The organism is Saccharothrix hoggarensis (assembly GCF_042678885.1).
Taxonomy (GTDB): domain Bacteria; phylum Actinomycetota; class Actinomycetes; order Mycobacteriales; family Pseudonocardiaceae; genus Actinosynnema; species Actinosynnema hoggarensis.
On record NZ_JBHTLK010000181.1, the window covers coordinates 1 to 14838 of the forward strand.

The 14838-nt window shown below is 74.3% G+C and carries 13 protein-coding genes; 9 read left to right on the forward strand and 4 right to left on the reverse strand.

Annotation, left to right across the window (positions count from 1 at the left end):
* The 4 genes from ACFQ3T_RS26755 to ACFQ3T_RS26770 form a co-directional block, all read left to right on the forward strand.
* The coding region (locus ACFQ3T_RS26755) for a tetratricopeptide repeat protein (protein ID WP_380727108.1) at nucleotides 1–712 on the forward strand (712 nt) is incomplete at its 5' end.
* Nucleotides 712–1683: a protein phosphatase 2C domain-containing protein gene (locus ACFQ3T_RS26760; RefSeq protein ID WP_380727110.1), complete on the forward strand. Its 972-nt coding sequence runs from the start codon at nucleotides 712–714 to the stop codon at nucleotides 1681–1683. The genes ACFQ3T_RS26755 and ACFQ3T_RS26760, both read left to right, overlap by 1 nt.
* A complete protein-coding gene (locus ACFQ3T_RS26765; protein WP_380727112.1) occupies nucleotides 1673–2953 on the forward strand; it encodes a vWA domain-containing protein in 1281 nt (426 codons plus the stop codon). The genes ACFQ3T_RS26760 and ACFQ3T_RS26765 overlap by 11 nt, the downstream gene beginning before the upstream one ends.
* A gap of 2 nt (nucleotides 2954–2955) precedes the next feature.
* Entirely contained in the window at nucleotides 2956–3642 is a 687-nt protein-coding gene (locus ACFQ3T_RS26770; protein ID WP_380727114.1) for an FHA domain-containing protein, read from the forward strand.
* 50 nt (nucleotides 3643–3692) lie between these two features.
* On the opposite strand, the gene hrpA is transcribed toward ACFQ3T_RS26770, so the two are convergent.
* The 3 genes from hrpA to ACFQ3T_RS26785 are packed head-to-tail and all read right to left on the reverse strand — an operon-like array spanning nucleotide 3693 to nucleotide 9254.
* Complete coding sequence (gene hrpA / locus ACFQ3T_RS26775) at nucleotides 3693–7595, reverse strand: ATP-dependent RNA helicase HrpA (protein ID WP_380727116.1); 3903 nt, start codon at nucleotides 7593–7595, stop codon at nucleotides 3693–3695.
* A gap of 42 nt (nucleotides 7596–7637) precedes the next feature.
* A complete protein-coding gene (locus tag ACFQ3T_RS26780) occupies nucleotides 7638–8444 on the reverse strand; it encodes a thioesterase family protein (RefSeq protein WP_380727118.1) in 807 nt (268 codons plus the stop codon).
* Nucleotides 8445–8471: 27 nt separating this feature from the next.
* Nucleotides 8472–9254, reverse strand: a complete 783-nt coding sequence (locus tag ACFQ3T_RS26785) for an isocitrate lyase/PEP mutase family protein (RefSeq protein ID WP_380727132.1) — start codon at nucleotides 9252–9254, stop codon at nucleotides 8472–8474.
* Between the two features lie 207 nt (nucleotides 9255–9461).
* On the opposite strand from ACFQ3T_RS26785, the gene pdxR reads away from it, so the two are divergent.
* Nucleotides 9462–10829, forward strand: a complete 1368-nt coding sequence (gene pdxR, locus ACFQ3T_RS26790; protein ID WP_380727120.1) for a MocR-like pyridoxine biosynthesis transcription factor PdxR — start codon at nucleotides 9462–9464, stop codon at nucleotides 10827–10829.
* 43 nt (nucleotides 10830–10872) lie between these two features.
* Here pdxR and ACFQ3T_RS26795 read toward each other — a convergent pair whose 3' ends face one another.
* Nucleotides 10873–11307: a YybH family protein gene (locus tag ACFQ3T_RS26795; RefSeq protein ID WP_380727122.1), complete on the reverse strand. Its 435-nt coding sequence runs from the start codon at nucleotides 11305–11307 to the stop codon at nucleotides 10873–10875.
* Nucleotides 11308–11417: 110 nt separating this feature from the next.
* On the opposite strand from ACFQ3T_RS26795, the gene ACFQ3T_RS26800 reads away from it, so the two are divergent.
* From ACFQ3T_RS26800 to ACFQ3T_RS26815, 4 genes are all read left to right on the forward strand, one after another.
* Nucleotides 11418–11792, forward strand: a complete 375-nt coding sequence (locus ACFQ3T_RS26800) for a YciI family protein (protein ID WP_380727124.1) — start codon at nucleotides 11418–11420, stop codon at nucleotides 11790–11792.
* A 97-nt stretch (nucleotides 11793–11889) separates the two neighbouring features.
* Nucleotides 11890–13110 (forward strand): RNA polymerase sigma factor, encoded by a 1221-nt coding sequence (locus tag ACFQ3T_RS26805; protein ID WP_380727126.1) that lies wholly within the window; start codon nucleotides 11890–11892, stop codon nucleotides 13108–13110.
* A gap of 178 nt (nucleotides 13111–13288) precedes the next feature.
* Nucleotides 13289–14263: a hypothetical protein gene (locus tag ACFQ3T_RS26810; protein ID WP_380727128.1), complete on the forward strand. Its 975-nt coding sequence runs from the start codon at nucleotides 13289–13291 to the stop codon at nucleotides 14261–14263.
* On the forward strand, nucleotides 14260–14838 hold a 579-nt coding region (locus tag ACFQ3T_RS26815), incomplete at its 3' end, for an MBL fold metallo-hydrolase (protein WP_380727130.1). The genes ACFQ3T_RS26810 and ACFQ3T_RS26815, both read left to right, overlap by 4 nt.

The window sequence follows — 14838 nt, forward strand, 5'->3', positions numbered from 1 at the left end:
GTACCGGGGGCTGGCCTCGTTCGTGGCGGGCCGGTCGGTGGCCGAGCTGATGGCGTTCGAGCGGGTGTGCGACGTGCTGCCGGGCGAGGCGGCGCCGAAGTTGGCGGCGGCGGTGTGCGCGGAGGCGTTGGGTGACGCGGACGCGGCGGCGGCCGGTTACGAGGCGGTGTGGCGCACCGATCACTCGTACGTGTCGGCGGCGTTCGGGTTGGCGCGGGTGCTGGTGGGCTCGGGTGAGCGGGAGGCTGCGGTGGCGGTGCTGCACTCCGTGCCGGACACGTCGATCCACCACGTGGCGGCGCAGGTGGCGGCGGTGCGGGCGCAGATCGGGCGGGTTCCGGTGGGCGGGGCGACGATCGACAAGGAGTTGCGCGCGGGCGTGGTGGGGTCGGGTGTCGTGGCCGGTGGCGCGCGGTCCGGTGGTGCGCTGGAGGACGTGGTGGCGGCCGGTGCGAGGCTGTCGGGGTTGGAGTTGGACGTGGCGAGGCGGGCGGGGTTGACCGCGGAACTGTTGCGCGTGGCGTTGGAGTCGTTGCCCGGTGACGGGTCGCGGCCCGCGGGGCGGCTGCTGGGGTGCGAGCTGACCGAGTCGGGTCTGCGGTCGGGCCTGGAGCGCTGCTACCGGCAGTTGGCGCGGCTGGCGGACAGCCCCGAGGAACGCATCGCTCTCGTCGACCGCGCGAACGCGGTCCGGCCCAGGACGTTGGTGTGATGATGGAATCGTGTCCCGAGTGCGCGTCGCCGGTGTCGGCGAAGGACCGCTTCTGCGAGGCGTGCGGGCGGAACCTGCGCGTGCAGCGGACACCGGTGGGTGGTCCGGGCGCGCAGTGGCCGCCGATGTGCGCGTGCGGCGGTGAGGAGTTCGACGCCGAGGGGTTCTGCGAGGCGTGCGGGCGGGCGCGGCCGTCGGCACGGGACCGGGTGGAGTTCGTGCTGCCGGGCGTGGCGGGGGTGAGCGACCGGGGCAGGCGGCGGCAGCGCAACGAGGACTCGATGGCGTTCGGCCGGGTGCGCGGCCGCGGTGTCGCGGCGGTGGTGTGCGACGGGGTGGCGTCGTCGGAGCGGGCGGAGCAGGCGTCGCAGCTGGCGGTGGACACGGCCGTGGACGTGCTGCTGACGGGGTTGCAGTCCGGGATGGACGCCGAGCTGGCCACGGCGGACGCGGTGGCGGCGGCGAACGAGGCGGTGGCCCGGTTGGCGCGGCCGGAGGCGGCGGAGGTCGCGCCGTCGTGCACGTACGTGTCGGCGGTGGTGACGGGCGGCTCGGCGACGGTGGGCTGGGTGGGCGACAGCCGCGCGTACCTGGTGGCCGAGGCGGGCGCGGCGCGGTTGACGGTGGACGACACGTGGGCGGCGCAGCTGGTCGCGGAGGGCGTGCTCACCGAGGAGGAGGCGTCGACCGACCGGCGCGCGCACGTGCTGTCGCGGTGGCTGGGCGCGGACTCGGGGATCGGCGGGCCGCAGACGGTGACGTTCGCGGTGGAGACGCCGGGGCTGCTGGTGCTGTGCAGCGACGGGTTGTGGAACTACGTGCCGGAGCCGGAGGACCTGCTCGCGGTGCTGCCGCGGGGGGTGACGCCGGTGGAGGTGGCGCGGGAGCTGGTCGAGGTGGCGTTGAAGGCGGGCGGGCACGACAACATCACGGTGGTCGTCGTGCAGCTGCGGGGTGGGCATGGCGCTTGAGTTCGCGGTCGAGGTGTTCCAGAACGAGTACCTGCCGGAGGGGGCCGCGGACGTCGACGCGATCGTGACGGTGACCGCGACGGGTGACGGGGGGCCGGTGGTGTCGGCGGACGCCGCCGAGGTGATCATCGTGGACACGTCGGGGTCGATGCGGTACCCGCCGACGAAGCTGGCCGCGGCGAAGCAGGCGACGGTGGCGGCGGTCGAGGCGCTGCGCGACGGGGTGCGGTTCGCGGTGGTGGCGGGCACGGACACGGCGACGGTGGTGTACCCGCGGACGGGGTCGCTGGCGGTGGCGGGTCCGGGGACGCGGGCCGAGGCGAAGCGGGCGGTGCACCGGTTGCGCGCGGACGGCGGCACGGCGATGGGCCGGTGGCTGGTGGCGGCGGCGACGTTGTTCGAGGGGCACGAGGGCGGGCCGAGGCACGCGATCCTGTTGACCGACGGGGCGAACCAGCACGAGTCTGCGGCGCAGCTGGAGGAGAACCTGGACGCGGTGGCGGGCCGGTTCACGTGCGACTGCCGGGGCGTGGGCACGGACTGGGAGGTCTCGGAGCTGCGTCGGATCTCGGAGGCGCTGCTGGGGACGGTGGACATCGTGGCGGACCCGGCGGGGTTGGCCGACGACTTCCGGTCGATGGCGGCGACGGCGATGGGCAAGGCGGTGGCGGACGTGTCGCTGCGCCTGTGGACGCCGGAGGGCGCGTCGGTGCGGTTCCTGAAGCAGGCGGCGCCGGGGTTGGTGGACCTGACGGGCCGGCGGGCGGAGGCGGGGCCGCGGACGGGCGACTACCCGACGGGCGCGTGGGCGGGCGGGGAGAGCCGGGACTACCACCTGGGGGTCCGGGTGCGGCCGGCGGGCGTCGGCGAGCGGATGTTGGCGTCGCGGGTGAGCCTGGTGGGGCCGGCGGGCGAGGTGCTGGGTCAGGGGCGGGTGCTGGCGGTGTGGACGGACGACGCGGCGTTGTCGACGCGGATCAGCTCGGAGGTGGCGCACTACACGGGTCAGGCGGAGCTGGCGGACGCGATCCGGGACGGGTTGGAGGCGCGCCGGGCCGGTGACGTGGGCCGGGCGACGGCGAAGCTGGGTCGGGCGGTGCGGCTGGCGCACGAGTCGGGGAACGCGGAGACGGCGAAGCTGCTGGCCGGGGTGGTGGAGGTGCGGGACGCGCGGACGGGGACGGTGAAGCTGCGGGCGCGGGTGGCCGACGCGGACGAGATGACGCTGGACACGCGGTCGACGGTGACCAGGCGGGTCGGGAAGGACTAGGGATGGCGACGTGCGCGGCGGGCCACGGTTCGGCCACCGACGACTACTGCGATGTGTGCGGCGCGCCGATCGCGGCGGGCACGCCGTCCGAGCCGTCCCCGTCCCCGTCCCCGTCGGCGTCTTCGTCCGGGCCGGCGTCGGCGTCGGCGTCGGCGGAGGAGTCGTGTGCGGCGTGCGGTGCGGTGCGGGTGGGCCGGTTCTGCGAGGAGTGCGGGCACGATTCGCTGAAACCGGTGGTCGCCGCTCCCCCGCCCGGCGCCGCGCGGGAGGCTCCGGTGTCGTGGCACGTGACGGTGGAGGCCGATCGGGCGTACTTCGACCGGGTGGTGGCGCAGGGTGGTCCGGACGCGGGGTCGATGGCGTTCCCGGAGTTCTGCCCGCCGCGCCGGTTCGCGTTGACGGGCCGGCGGGCGTCGGTGGGGCGGCGGAGCCGGTCGCGGGGGACCTTCCCGGACGTGGACCTGGTGGGTCCGCCGGAGGACCCCGGTGTGTCGCACCACCACGCGGTGCTGGTGGCGTCGGGTGACGGGTGGTCGGTGGTGGACCTGGGGTCGACGAACGGGACGACGGTGAACGGCGGGGACGAGCCGTTGCGGCCGAACGTGCCGTGCCCGCTGGAGCCGGGCGACCGCGTCCACGTGGGCGCGTGGACGACGATCACCCTGCACCGTTCGGGCGGGCGGTCCTGACGGCCCTGGACCGCGGACGCCCCCCCCCCCGGACGAACCCCCGGGCGGCGTCAGCGGGGCACGGCGTCGAGGGCTTTGAAGATCCGCTTGTCGGAGACGGTGTAGCGGGTGCCGATGGTCTGGGCGAAGTAGCTCAGCCGCAGCTCCTCGATCATCCACCGCACCTCGTCGAGCTCGTCGTGCGGTTCGTCGGCGGGCAGGGAGGCGAGCAGTTCGCGGTACTCGCCGTGGACGGCGTGGACGCGGTCCATCCACTCCTGGTCGCGGCGGACGTTCTCGGGCAGCTTCTCCAGCCTGCGGGCGATGCCCTGGAGGTAGCGGTGGACGTCGGGGAGCCGGTCGGCGCCGGCGGCGGTGACGAAGCCCTTGTGGACGAGGCCGGCGAGCTGGGCGCGGACGTCGGCGAGGGATTCCTCGAACACGGGGCCGCGGACGGCGTTGAGGCGCAGTTCGACGTCCTGGGCGGCTTCGAGGACGCGGCGGACCTTGTGGACGACGTCGAACGTGGTCTCGCCGAGGCCGCGGCGGACGTGGTCGGTGAGCTTGGCGAACGCGGCCTGGTCCCAGACGGGGCCGCCGGCGTCGCGCAGGAGCTTGTCGACGGCGGCGGAGATGCAGTCGGCGAGCAGGGGCGCGACGCCGCCGTGCGGGTTGCGGGTGAGCGCGAGCTTCTCGGCGTTGTTCAGGCCGCGTTGCAGCGTCTTGACCGGTGACGGGGTGTTGAGCAGGAGCAGGCGGCGGGTGCCGCGCCACATGGCCTGGCGTTGCCGTCCGGGGGTGTCGAGGATCTCGACGGCGACGGTGTCGCCCTTGTCGACCAGGGCCGGGTAGGCGGTGACGACGATGCCGGACCGCTGCCGCTCGACGGTCCGGGGCAGGTCGCCGATGTCCCACGTGGTGAGGCCGGTGCGGGCGAGGTTGCTCGCGGCGGCGGCGAGCGTTTCCCGCAGCTGCCCCTGGAGCTTGCGCTTGAGGGCGGCGAGGTCCTTGCCCTGGGCGAGCTCGCGGTCGTTCTCGTCGACGATCCGGAACGTGAGCTTGAGGTGTTCGGGCACCTGGTCGAGCTGCCACTGGTCGCGGGCGACGACGACGCCGGTCAGCGCGCGCAGTTCGCGTTCCAGCGCGGGCAGGAGCGGTTCGTCGGTCTTGATGCCGGACAGGGCCGCGGCGGCGACGTCGGGCACGGGCACGAAGTTGCGGCGCAGCGGCTTGGGCAGCGACCGGATCAGGGCGACGACGAGGTCGGTGCGCAGGCCCGGCACCTGCCACGACAGGGAGTCGTCGGGCAGGGTGGTGAGCGCGGGCAGCGGCAGGTCGACGGTGACGCCGTCGACGGGCGCGCCGGGTTCGAACCGGTAGGTCAGCGGCAGGCGCAGCCCGCCGCGGCGCAGCTCGTCGGGGTAGGCGTCGGGGGTGACCGCGGCGCGTTCGTTGACCAGCATCGCCTTGTCGAAGGTCAGCAGGTCGGGCTGGGTGTGCCGGGTCTTCTTCCACCAGGTGTCGAAGTGCCGCGCGGACACCACGTCGGCGGGCACGCGCTGGTCGTAGAAGTCGTAGAGGGTGTCGTCGTCCACGACGATGTCGCGCCGCCGGGCCCGGTTCTCCAGCTCCTCGACCTCGGCGAGCAGCGCCCGGTTGTGGTGGAAGAACTTGTGGTGGGTGGTCCACTCGCCCTGCACGAGGGCGTGCCGGAGGAACAGCTCGCGGGACAGCTCGGGGTCGATGCGCCCGTAGTTCACCTTGCGGGCCGCCACGATCGGCACCCCGTACAGGGTGACCTTCTCCAGCGCGACGACGGAGCCGCGCTTGGCCTCCCAGTGCGGTTCGCTGTAGGTGCGCTTGACGAGGTGCCCGGCGAGGTTCTCGGCCCACTCGGGTTCGATCTTCGCGACGGTGCGGCCCCACAGCCGCGACGTCTCGACGAGTTCGGCGGCCATCACCCACTGGGGCGGTTTGCGGAACAGGGCCGAGCCGGGGAAGATCGCGAACTTCGCGTTGCGGGCGCCCAGGTACTCGGTGGCGGCGCGCTTGCCCGGGTCGCGCTTGGGGACGTCCTTGACGCCGATGTGGGACAGCAGCCCGGACAGCAGCGAGATGTGCACGTTGCGCGGCTCGGCGGGCTGGTCGTTGACGTGCACGCCGAGGGTCTTCGCGACCTGCCGCAGTTGCTGGTAGATGTCCTGCCACTCGCGGATGCGCAGGTAGTTGAGGAACTCGTTGCGGCACATCCGGCGGAACTGGTTGGACGACAGCGCCTTCTGCTGCTCCCGCACGTGCTGCCACAGGTTGAGGAACGCGGTGAAGTCCGACTCGGGGTCCTTGAACCGGGCGTGGAACTCGTCGGCGGCCTGCTGCTTGTCCGACGGCCGTTCCCGGGGGTCCTGGATGGACAGGGCGGCGGCGATGACCATGACCTCGCGGACGCAGCCGTTGCGGTCGGCCTCCACGACCATGCGCGCCAGGCGCGGGTCGACGGGTAGCTGCGCGAGCTTGCGGCCCAGCGGGGTGAGCTTCCGCTCGGCGGGCAGCAGCGCCCCGAGCTCCTGCAGCAGCTGCACGCCGTCGTTGACGTTGCGGGTCTCGGGCGGGTCGATGAACGGGAACGCGGCGATGTCGCCGAGCCCGATGGACGTCATCTGCAGGATCACCGACGCGAGGTTGGTGCGCAGGATCTCCGGGTCGGTGAACTCGGGGCGCGCGTCGAAGTCGTCCTCGCTGTACAGGCGCACGCAGATGCCCTCGGACACGCGCCCGCAGCGGCCCTTGCGCTGGTTGGCCGACGCCTGCGACACCGGTTCGATCGGCAGCCGCTGCACCTTGAGGCGGTGGCTGTAGCGGGAGATCCGGGCGGTGCCGGGGTCGATGACGTACTTGATGCCGGGCACGGTCAGCGACGTCTCGGCGACGTTGGTGGCCAGCACGACCCGCCGCCCGCGGTGCGGCTGGAACACCCGGTGCTGCTCGCCGAACGACAGCCGCGCGTACAGCGGCAGGATCTCGGTGTCGCGCAGGTCGAGCGCGGCGAGGGCGTCGGCGGTGTCGCGGATCTCCCGTTCGCCGGACAGGAACACCAGCACGTCGCCGGGCCCTTCGGCCTGCAGCTCGCGGACGGCGTCGCAGATGGCCTGCGTCTGGTCGCGGTCCGGGTCGGCGTCCGGGTCCTCGGGGTCCACGACGGGGCGGTAGCGGACCTCGACCGGGTACGTGCGGCCCGAGACCTCGATGATCGGCGCGTCGCCGAAGTGGCGGGAGAACCGCTGCGGGTCGATGGTCGCCGAGGTGATGACGACCTTCAGGTCCGGCCGCTTCGGCAACAGCTGCTTGAGGTAGCCGAGCAGGAAGTCGACGTTGAGGCTGCGCTCGTGGGCCTCGTCGATGATGATCGTGTCGTAGCGCGACAGCATCCGGTCGGTCTGCAGCTCGGCCAGCAGGATGCCGTCGGTCATGAGCTTGACCAGCGTGTCGTCGCCGGAGTGGTCGGTGAACCGGACCTTGTAGCCGATCGCGCCGCCCAGCTCGGTGCCCAGCTCGTGCGCGACGCGCTCGGCGACGGTCCGCGCGGCGAGCCGGCGGGGCTGGGTGTGGCCGATCTGGCCGCGCACGCCGCGGCCGAGTTCGAGGCAGATCTTGGGCAGCTGCGTCGTCTTGCCCGACCCGGTCTCGCCGGCGACGATCACGACCTGGTGGTCGCGGATGAGCGCGGCGATGTCGTCCTTGCGGGCGCTGACGGGCAGCTCCGCCGGGTAGGTGATCTTCGGCACGGCCTCGCGGCGCAGCGCGACGCGCAGCTCGGCGGCCTCGACGTCGGCCTCGACCTCGGCGAGCACCGCCGCGCGGGCCTGGTCGTCGCGGACCTTGCGCGCGCCGTCGAGCCTGCGTTCCAGCCTCCGCTGGTCCCGCGACATCAGTTCGGACAGGCGTTTGCGCAGGTCAGCGTGCGACATCGTGTTCATTTGGGGTCAAGGATATCGGGGCCGGACCGCGGGGGCCGCCGATTATCGGGTGGGCAGGAGCGCGAGCTGGCGGGATTGGGCCACGAGCCGCCCCGAGGTGTCCCACAGCTCCACGTCCTCCTCGTGGAAACCGCCGAGGACGTGCCGGGTGGTGACGCGGGCGGCGAGCCAGTCCGACGCGGGGCGCGCCCGCACGTGGACGGTCAGCTCGACCGTGGCGGAGTCGGTCTCGCCGAGTTCGAGGACGGCGGGCGCCGCGGAGTCCACCAGCGACGCCAGGGACGCGGTGTCGGCGGGACGTCCGTCGGCGAACCTGATCCAGAACTCGGTGGTCGGGGTGCCGGTGGGGCGGCCCGTGGCCCAGCCGTGGGGTTCGGGCGCGCGCAGGTCGACGCGGTCGGCGACGGTGACGTCGGGCAGCCGCGCCCCGCCGTAGACGTCGCCGCACTCGTCGGGCGGCGGCAGGTCGGGCGGCGCGCCCAGCACGTGGGTGCGGCCGGTCGCGGCGCCCAGGTCCGCGTAGGACGCGACGACCCGCAACACCTCCCGGTCACCGCAGCGCAGCCGCGCCTCGCCGGTGGACAGCCGACGACCGGCCCGCACCACCTCGGTGTCGACCTGGGCCGGTCCGACGACGCCGGGCCGCAGGTAGTGGGCGCCGACGACGAGCGGGTCCGGGTGCGGCAGCACCTCGCCGAGCGCCCGCAGGCAGAACGCGACGAGGTAGCCGCCGTTGGGCCGCCCGCCGGTGCCGCTCCACCGGTCGGTGAGGTGGGCGGTGAACCGCCCGTCCCCCGCCGCGTCCACCCGGGTGTCGGCGTCCCACTCGTGCATCCGGACCACAGTCATGCGGCCACACTAATTACTTGCCGGTAGCTAGTTGCCGGCAGGCCGCGCCCGATAAGGGCTGGCGCCCGCGCGCAGGTCCGTGACCAGCTCCGTCAGCCGCGCCAGGAGCAGCCGGTGCAGCCCCGGCCCGAAGCTGACCCGCGCCACGCCGAGCGCGCCCAGCTCCGGCGGCGTCAGCGAACCCGGCCCGTGCGCGATGTTCACCGGACGGCCACCGACCGCGGCCACGAACCGGCCGATCTCGTCGGACGGCAACCCCAGCGGGTACACGCAGTCCGCGCCCGCCTCGAAGTACGCCAGCGCGCGCCGCACGCTGTCCTCCAGCGACTTGTCGCCCTTGATGTGCACGTCCACCCGCGCGTTGAGCACCAGGTCCGGGTCGGCGGCGCGCACCGCGGCGAGGAAGTCGGCCTGCTCGGCGACGTCCACCATCGCCCCGGTCGCCGGGTCGGAGTCCTCCAGGTTGCAGCCGACCGCGCCCGCCTCCGCCAGCCGCGCCACGATCTCCCCCGGCGGCAGGCCGTACCCGCGCTCGATGTCCGCGGTCACCGGCACGTCCACGGCGGAGGCGATCCGCCGGACCGCCGCGAACGCCTCGTCGACCGGCATGCCGTGCCCGTCCGGGTAGCCGAGCGCGGCCGACACGGCGGCGCTGGCCGTCGCCACGGCGGGGTAGCCGGCGTCCACCACGACCCGCGCGGACGCGGCGTCCCACGCGTTCGGCAGCACCAGCGGCGCGCCGGCGACGTGCAGCGACCGCAGCACCCCCGCCCCGGCGCCGGCGGTGTTCGGGTTCGTGTCGGTCTCCACGAGGTTCGTCTCCACGTCGTCAGTCTCCACCGGGAAGTCCTCTCCCCGGCTGCGCGGTTTCGGCGCCGCCGGACGGTCGCGCACAAGGTTCCGGCCATCCGGTCCCGGTCGGTCCGGCCCGGCCGGCACCGCTCACGCTAGCGGCGACCCGAACCGTCCCGCGGCACAACGCGGAAATCCATTGGCCCCTTGCTAAGGTCCGATACCGTGTCGCAAACCTGGGCCACTTCGGGCGTGGACCTGCACCTCGACCTCGACCCGGCCACCGGCCGCCGCACCGGCCTCGAACACGCCCTGCGCGACGCCATCCGCGCCGTCCGCCTCGCCCCCGGCGCACGCCTGCCCGCCACCCGCCGCCTCGCCGTCGAACTCGGCCTCGCCCGCAACACCGTCGCCGCCGCCTACGACCAACTCGTCGCCGAGGGCTACCTCACCGCCCGACGCGGCGCGGGCACCCAGGTCGCGCCGCTCCCCCGCCACGACCACACCACCCCCGCCGCCACCGGCCCCGACGACCACACCCCGCTCCACGACCTGCGCCCCGGCTCCCCCGACGTGTCCGCCTTCCCCGCCACCGACTGGCTGCGCGCCACCCGCCGCGCCCTCGCCGCCGCACCCGCCCGCGCGCACGGCTACGGCGACCCACGCGGACGCATCGAACTGCGCACCGCCCTCGCCGAGTACCTGGGCCGCACCCGAGGCGTCCAGGCCACCCCCGACCGCATCGTCATCACCTCCGGCTACGCGCAGGCGCTGTCCCTGCTCGCCACCGTCACCGACGGCCCCTTCGCGATGGAGGACCCCGGCCTCCCGTTCCACCGCGCCGTCGTCGCCCGCGCCGGCCGCCACGTCGTGCCGCTGCCCGTCGACGACTTCGGCGCCCGCACCCCACCCGACGTCGCCGCGGCCGTCGTCACCCCCGCCCACCAGTACCCCACCGGCGTCCCCCTGCACCCCACCCGCCGACACGCCCTCACCACGTGGGCCCGCACCACCGGCGCGCTGCTCGTCGAGGACGACTACGACGGCGAGTTCCGCTACGACCGGCAACCCCTCGGCGCCGTGCAGGGCACCGCACCCGACCACGTCGCCTACGCCGGCAGCGCCTCCAAGACCCTCGCGCCCGGCGTGCGCCTCGGCTGGCTCGTCCTGCCCGCCCACCGCGTCGACGCCGTCGTGGACGCCAAGCTCCACACCGACCACCACACCGAGGTCATCGGCCAACTCGCCCTCGCCGACCTCATCACCACCCACGCCTACGACCGGCACATCCGCGCCCGCCGCCTCCGCTACCGCAAGCGCCGCGACCTCCTCGTCCGCCGCCTGCACCACCTCGCCTCCCACGGCGTCACCACGCACGGCGTCTCGGCCGGCCTGCACGTCCTCGTCGAACACCCCGACGAGACCGCCGTGACCGCCCGCGCCGCCGAGCACGGCGTCGCCCTCGGCGCCCTGGCCGAGCACTGGCACCACCCCGCCGCCGCGACGCGGCACGGCGTGATCGTCGGCTACGGGAGCCCGCCCGACCACGCCTACCGCGCCGCCCTCGACGCCCTGGCCCTCGTCCTCGCCTGACGCCCGCCACGGCCGTTACGACCGCGACGGCCCGCTACGGCCGTTACGGCTGCAGGTCCACCGCCGCCCGGAACCCGCCGTCCATGTGGAACGGCGTCGACTCGTGCTCGTGCGCGATCCGCCACACCCCGTCCACCCGGCGCAGGCCCACCGTGTGCCGGTACCACAGCTCGAACGCCTCCGACGCGCCCTTCGGCACCGCCGACATCCGGTTCAGGCTGTGGCAGAACGCCACATCACCCTCCTCGACGACCTCCAGGTCCCGGATCACCACGTCCACCGGCGAGTCGAACGTCGCGAACCACGACCGCAACGCGTCCGCGTCCGTCACCTCCGGCGCCGTGTGCTGCAACGGCGGCGCCAACGTGAACGTCACCGCATCCGGCAGGTAGTCCGCCGCCAGGCTCTCCGCGTCACCCGCCCGCATCGCCGCCGCACGCCGCTCCAACAACCCACGCACACCGCTGTCCTCGTCCATGGTGGAGTTCCTCTCCGCACGGGCACCCCCGTCGGGCGCCTTCCACCGGAGACGTAGAAGCTGGACCCGCGTCCTCGACATCCCGCCGGACAGTTGTTTCGGAGGCCCCGGTGAAGTACCTCGTCCTCATCTACAGCAACCCTGAGTCCCGCGCGCTCTGGGACCGGCTGTCGCGCGACGAGCGGTCCGCCGGCCTCGACGCCTACGCCGCCCTCGACGAGGAACTGGCCGCCTCCGGCGAGCTGATCGTCTCCGAAGCGCTCGCCGACCCCTCCCACACCACCCGCGTCACCGTCCGCGACGGCCAGACCCTCACCACCGACGGACCGTTCGCCGAGGCCAAGGAACTCCTCGCCGGGTTCTTCCTGCTCGACTGCGAGACCCCCGAACGGGCCGTCGAGATCGCCGCACGCGTCCCCGAAGCGCACCTCGGCCTGGTGGAAGTCCGACCGGTGCTGTCCTCCCTCGACGACTTCCCCCTCTGACCGACACCCTCTCACCAGCACCCCTCCGACGAGCGCTCCCCGACCAGCGCTCCCCGACCAGCACCCCTCCGACCGGGAACCCGTTGCGACCGACGCCATGACCCAGACCCCCGCCGCGATCACCGGCCTCCTGCGCGACCACGCGCCCCACGTCCTCGGCGCGCTCATCCGCCACCACGGCGACTTCGACGCCTGCGAGGACGCCGTGCAGGAAGCACTCCTCGCCGCCGCCACCCAATGGCCCGCCGACGGCATCCCCGACAACCCCAGGGCCTGGCTGATCACCGTCGCGTCACGCCGCCGCATCGAGCTGTGGCGCGCCGACACCGCCCGCCGCCGACGCGAGCACACCGCCGCCACCCTCACCCCACCCGACCCCGAACCCCCACCCGGCGTCGACGACACCCTCACCCTGCTCACCCTGTGCTGCCACCCCGCGCTCACCCCACCGTCACGCGTGGCGCTCACCCTGCGCGCCGTCGGCGGCCTCACCACCGCCGAGATCGCCCGCGCCTTCCTCGTGCCCGAACCCACCGTCGCCCAACGCATCAGCCGCGCCAAGCAACGCGTCAAAGCCACCGGCGCCCGCTTCCACCCACCACCCGCCGACCAGCGCGACGACCGCCTCGACGCCGTCCGCCACGTCCTCTACCTCGTCTTCACCGAAGGCCACACCGCCAGCTCCGGCGCCACCCTGCACCGCGTCGACCTCTGCCACGAGGCCATCCGCCTCGCCCGCGAACTCCACACCCGACTGCCCGACGACGGCGAAACCGCCGGCCTCCTCGCCCTCATGCTCCTCACCGACGCCCGCCGCCCCGCCCGCACCCGCCCCGACGGCTCACTCGTGCCCCTCGCCGACCAGGACCGCACCCTCTGGAACACCGACCAGATCGCCGAAGGCACCCACCTCGTCACCACCGCGCTCGCCACCACCGCCGTCGGCCCCTACCAACTCCAGGCCGCCATCGCCGCCCTCCACGCCGAGGCCCGCGACCCCGCCGACACCGACTGGCGCCAGATCCTCGCCCTCTACGACCTCCTCCACACCCTCACCCCCGGCCCGATGATCACCCTCAACCGCGTCGTCGCCACCGCCATGGTCCACGACCCCGCCACCGCCCTCGCCGACCTCGACGCCGCCGCGACCGACCCCGCCCTCACCGGCCACCACCGCGTCGACGCCGTCCGCGCCCACCTCCTCGACCTCGCCGGCGACCACGACGCGGCCCGCACCCACTACGCCCGCGCCGCCCGCACCACCCTCAGCCTCCCCGAACGCCGCTACCTCGAAGAACGCGCCCGACACCGCCCCTGAACACCACCCGGACGGCGGCGGGCACCCCAGCCGACGGTGACCACGCACAGCGACCGCCCTGACCAGGAGCGTGCTGTTGCGCCAACACAAGCCGCCGTTCGGCGGCTGGCGAACCGGCACCGGGACAGATGAGCTGGATCATGCGATGAGTCGGGGGGACCATCGAGGGGGAGTTCGCTTGTTCCGACCCGTGCCGGTGCCCGTGCTGCCGCCCAGCACCGCACTGGCCGACCTCGCGACCGCGGGTGAGCACCACGCGTGGCTCGCGGGCACGACCGGCGTGTTCACCAGCCGACCCTCGGCGCCACTGGTGCTGAGCTGGACCGGCGAGACCTGGCGCGAGGAACGCCTGCCCGACCTCCCGGCCGCGGCCAGCCTCTCCGGCGTGTCCGCCACCGCACCCGACGACGTGTGGGCCGTCGGCAACAGCGCCGGCCGCCCCCTCGTCCTGCACTACGACGGCGCCTCGTGGCACACCGTCACCACCCCGCCCCTCGCCTGGGCAAAAGCCGTCACCGCCGTCGGTGACACCGACGTCCACATCGTCGGCACCGGACGCGACGCACTCCACTACGACGGCGCCCGCTGGCACCTGCGCCCCGCCCTGTCCTCCGCCCGCGAGAACCTCCAGACCGTCACCGCCTCCGCACCCCACGACGTGTGGGCGGGCGGCGGCGGCCTCGCCGGAGCCGGACCCGCCACCTACGAGTACCCCGTCCTCACCCACTGGGACGGCCACACGTGGACCGACGTCACCGCACCCCGCCTCGAACGCGGCCACGTCGCCCGCCTCGCCGCCGCCGCACCCGACGACGTCTGGCTCGGCCACGTCCGCGACACCGAGGGCATGCGCCTGCACCACTGGAACGGCCGCGACTGGACCGCCGTCCCCGGACCCGGCGACACCGAACGCCTCAACGTCCACGGCGTCGCCGCCGGCTGGACCTGGGGCGTGCGCGCCGGCCGCCGCTCCTTCGAGACCCGACCCGCCTTCCACCGCTGGACCGGCGCCGGCTGGACCCCCGTCGCCCTGCCCGACGACCTCGCCCGCACCTCCGCCTCCCACGTCGGCCTCGCCACCACCGGCGCCACCACCTGGGCCTACCTGAAAACCGCGGCGGGCGTGCACGTCCTGCGCCACACTGACCCGTGACCTTCCGCCTCACGGTCCTGGGCACCGCCACGCCCTACCCGCGCCCCGACAACCCCTGCTCGGGCTACCTCCTGCGCACCGACCACACCGCCGTGTGGGTCGACGCCGGCCCCGGCACGCTCGCCGCGCTGCAACGCCACCACCGACCCGACCTGGTCGACGCCGTCTGGATCTCCCACACCCACGCCGACCACGCCGCCGACCTGCTGCCCTACTACTACGCGCTGCTGTTCGCCGACGGACACCCACGCGAACCCGTCCCCCTCTACGGCCCGCCCGGACTCGCCGCGCGGCTGGAGGCGTTCCTCGCCGGAGCCGCGCCCAACCCGGCGTCCGCCGCGTTCGACGTCCACGAGCTGCACGACGGCCACCGCGCCGAGATCGGCGACCTCACCCTCACCAGCCACGCCGTGGAGCACGGCCTGCCCGCGTTCGGGCTGCGCGCCGCCCACGGCGACGCGGTCCTCGCCTACTCGGGCGACACCGGCCCGTGCCCGGCGCTGGACCGCCTCGCCGACGGCGCCGACCTGTTCCTGTGCGAAGCGGACGGCGCCGGGCCGCACCACTGCGCCCCC

Coding starts and splice junctions, on each gene's coding strand:
- ACFQ3T_RS26795 (WP_380727122.1), bottom strand. CDS start 11,307: ATGGACGAGGACAGCGGTGTGCGTGGGTTGTTGGAGCGGCGTGCGGCG.
- ACFQ3T_RS26760 (WP_380727110.1), top strand. CDS start 712: ATGATGGAATCGTGTCCCGAGTGCGCGTCGCCGGTGTCGGCGAAGGAC.
- ACFQ3T_RS26780 (WP_380727118.1), bottom strand. CDS start 8,444: ATGACTGTGGTCCGGATGCACGAGTGGGACGCCGACACCCGGGTGGAC.
- ACFQ3T_RS26805 (WP_380727126.1), top strand. CDS start 11,890: ATGACCCAGACCCCCGCCGCGATCACCGGCCTCCTGCGCGACCACGCG.
- ACFQ3T_RS26765 (WP_380727112.1), top strand. CDS start 1,673: ATGGCGCTTGAGTTCGCGGTCGAGGTGTTCCAGAACGAGTACCTGCCG.
- ACFQ3T_RS26770 (WP_380727114.1), top strand. CDS start 2,956: ATGGCGACGTGCGCGGCGGGCCACGGTTCGGCCACCGACGACTACTGC.
- hrpA (WP_380727116.1), bottom strand. CDS start 7,595: ATGAACACGATGTCGCACGCTGACCTGCGCAAACGCCTGTCCGAACTG.